At 52.2% G+C, this 2,965-nt stretch carries 2 rRNA genes; both read right to left on the bottom strand.

Annotation, left to right across the window (positions count from 1 at the left end):
• Window positions 1–15: 15 nt before the first annotated feature.
• Window positions 16–131: ribosomal RNA gene (gene rrf, locus JHC09_RS16755) — 5S ribosomal RNA — on the bottom strand.
• An 80-nt stretch (window positions 132–211) separates the two neighbouring features.
• A 23S ribosomal RNA gene (locus JHC09_RS16760) occupies window positions 212–2,933 on the bottom strand.
• Between the last annotated feature and the right edge of the window lie 32 nt (window positions 2,934–2,965).

Raw genomic sequence — 2,965 nt, forward strand, 5'->3', positions numbered from 1 at the left:
TTATGTTTTTGGCAGACCTTGCAGTGACCTACTCTCCCAAGTCTTGAGACTTAGTACCATTGGCGCGGAGGAATTTGACGGTCGAGTTCGGGATGGGATCGGGTCTTGGGCTCCTCGCAAGAACCACAAGGTCAGCGAAAAACATAAAACGTGAATTCTGGTTTTAATGAACTGAGTAAACTGATGTGTTTACGGACATAGATTAATGAGAACGATCAAGCCGATCGAGCTATTAGTAACAGTAAGCTTCAAGCATTGCTGCTCTTCCACACCTGTCCTATCAACGTGGTGGTCTTCCACGGCTCTGATAGGGAATACTTGTTTTGAGGGAGGCTTCCTGCTTAGATGCTTTCAGCAGTTATCCCGTCCGAACTTAGCTACCCTGCAATGCGGCTGGCGCCACAACAGGTCCACCAGAGGTTCGTCCATCCCGGTCCTCTCGTACTAGGGACAGCTCCTCTCAATATTCCAACACCCACGGCAGATAGGGACCGAACTGTCTCACGACGTTCTGAACCCAGCTCACGTACCACTTTAAATGGCGAACAGCCATACCCTTGGGACCTGCTCCAGCCCCAGGATGTGATGAGCCGACATCGAGGTGCCAAACAATGCCGTCGCTATGGACGCTTGGGCATTATCAGCCTGTTATCCCCAGAGTACCTTTTATTCGTTGAGCGATGGCCCTTCCACACGGGACCACCGGATCACTATGACCGACTTTCGTCTCTGCTCGACTTGTCAGTCTCGCAGTCAGGCAGGCTTATGCCATTGCACTCGACGACCGATTTCCGACCGGTCTGAGCCCACCATCGCGCGCCTCCGTTACTCTTTGGGAGGCGACCGCCCCAGTCAAACTACCCACCATGCGCTGTCCCGGACACTGTTATGCCGCGGTTAGACATCTATGACGATAAGGGTGGTATCTCATCTTGTGGCTCCACCAAGGCTGGCGCCCTGGCTTCAAAGCCTACCACCTATCCTGCACATGCCGACACAAATGCCAGCGCAAAGCTATAGTAAAGGTTCATGGGGTCTTTCCGTCTGACCGCAGGAACCCCGCATCTTCACGGGGAATTCAATTTCGCTGAGTCTATACTGGAGACAGTGGGGAAGTCGTTACGCCATTCGTGCAGGTCGGAACTTACCCGACAAGGAATTTCGCTACCTTAGGACCGTTATAGTTACGGCCGCCGTTTACCGGGGCTTCAATTCAAGGCGTTAACCTCTCCTTTTAACCTTCCGGCACCGGGCAGGCGTCAGACCCTATACGTCGTCTTGCGACTTCGCAGAGCCCTGTGTTTTTGATAAACAGTCGCCACCCCCTCTTTTGTGACACCTTGACACTGGTTGCCCAATGCAAGGTCACGCTTATCCCGAAGTTACGCGTGCAATTTGCCGAGTTCCTTCAGTATAGTTCTCTCAAGCGCCTTGGTATACTCTACCAGTCCACCTGTGTCGGTTTAGGGTACGGTCAATATTGGTGGAGCTATTTCCTGGAACCGGCTCACTGCACTCCCAATCCGATAAGGGAATACAGCTCTGCGCGATCCGTCACTACCACCTGGCCCACGAATATTAACGTGGTTCCCATCGTCTACGCATTTCTGCCTCGACTTAGGGGCCGGCTAACCCTGCGCTGATTAGCATTGCGCAGGAACCCTTGGACTTTCGGCGAAAGTGTCTCTCACACTTTTTGTCGCTACTCATGTCATCATTCGCACTTCCGATACCTCCACCACCCCTCACAGGTATGGCTTCACAGGCTTACGGAACGCTCCGCTACCGCTTGCAACAAGTTGCAAACCCTAAGCTTCGGTGCATAGTTTTAGACCCGGTACATCTTCGCCGCAGGATCGCTTGACCAGTGAGCTGTTACGCTATCTTTAAAGGATGGCTGCTTCTAAGCCAACCTCCTGGTTGTCTAAGCAATCCCACATGCTTTCCCACTTAACTATGACTTGGGGACCTTAGCTGTAGGTTAGGGTTGTTTCCCTTTTGACGATGGACGTTAGCACCCACCGTCTGTCTCCCAGATAGTACTCTCAGGTATTCGGAGTTTGGTTAGGTTTGGTAAGTCGGTGAGACCCCCTAGCCCATCCAGTGCTCTACCCCCTGAGGTATTCGTCTGAGGCGATACCTAAATATCTTTCGCGGAGAACCAGCTATTTCCGAGTTTGATTGGCCTTTCACCCCTAGGAACAAGTCATCCCCGTCTTTTTCAACAGACGTGGGTTCGGCCCTCCAGTACGTGTTACCGTACCTTCAGCCTGCTCATACCTAGATCACTCGGTTTCGGGTCTAATCCGTCTAACTTAACGCCCTATTCAGACTCGCTTTCGCTGCGCCTACACCTAACGGCTTAAGCTTGCTAGACAGACTAAGTCGATGACCCATTATACAAGAGGTACGCCGTCACTCTTTCGAGCTCCGACTGTTTGTATGCATCCAGTTTCAGGTACTATTTCACTCCCCTCGTCGGGGTGCTTTTCACCTTTCCCTCACGGTACTGGTTCACTATCGGTCGTGTGCGAGTACTTAGGCTTGGATAGTGGTCTACCCATGTTCAGACAGAATTTCACGTGTTCCGCCTTACTCGAGGACCTCGATGCTTTCTACCGGTACGGGGCTATCACCCACTATGGCCGAGTTTTCCAACTCGTTCCCGTTCTTACACCGAGGCCACTGGCCTGGTCCGCGTTCGCTCGCCACTACTAACGGAGTCTCGTTTGATGTCCTTTCCTCTGGGTACTTAGATGTTTCAGTTCCCCAGGTTAGCTCCCTTTCGGGTGACCTTACGGTCGGGTTTCCCCATTCGGAAATCCTCGGATCAAAGCTTATTCGCAGCTCCCCGAGGCTTATCGCAGCGTATTACGTCCTTCATCGCCTGCACACGCCAAGGCATCCACTGAATGCACTTAAGACGCTTGATCGTTCTCATTATCTATGCCCGCAACGTCAACAA

Source organism: Devosia sp. MC532 (genome assembly GCF_016461625.1).
Lineage (GTDB): Bacteria > Pseudomonadota > Alphaproteobacteria > Rhizobiales > Devosiaceae > Devosia.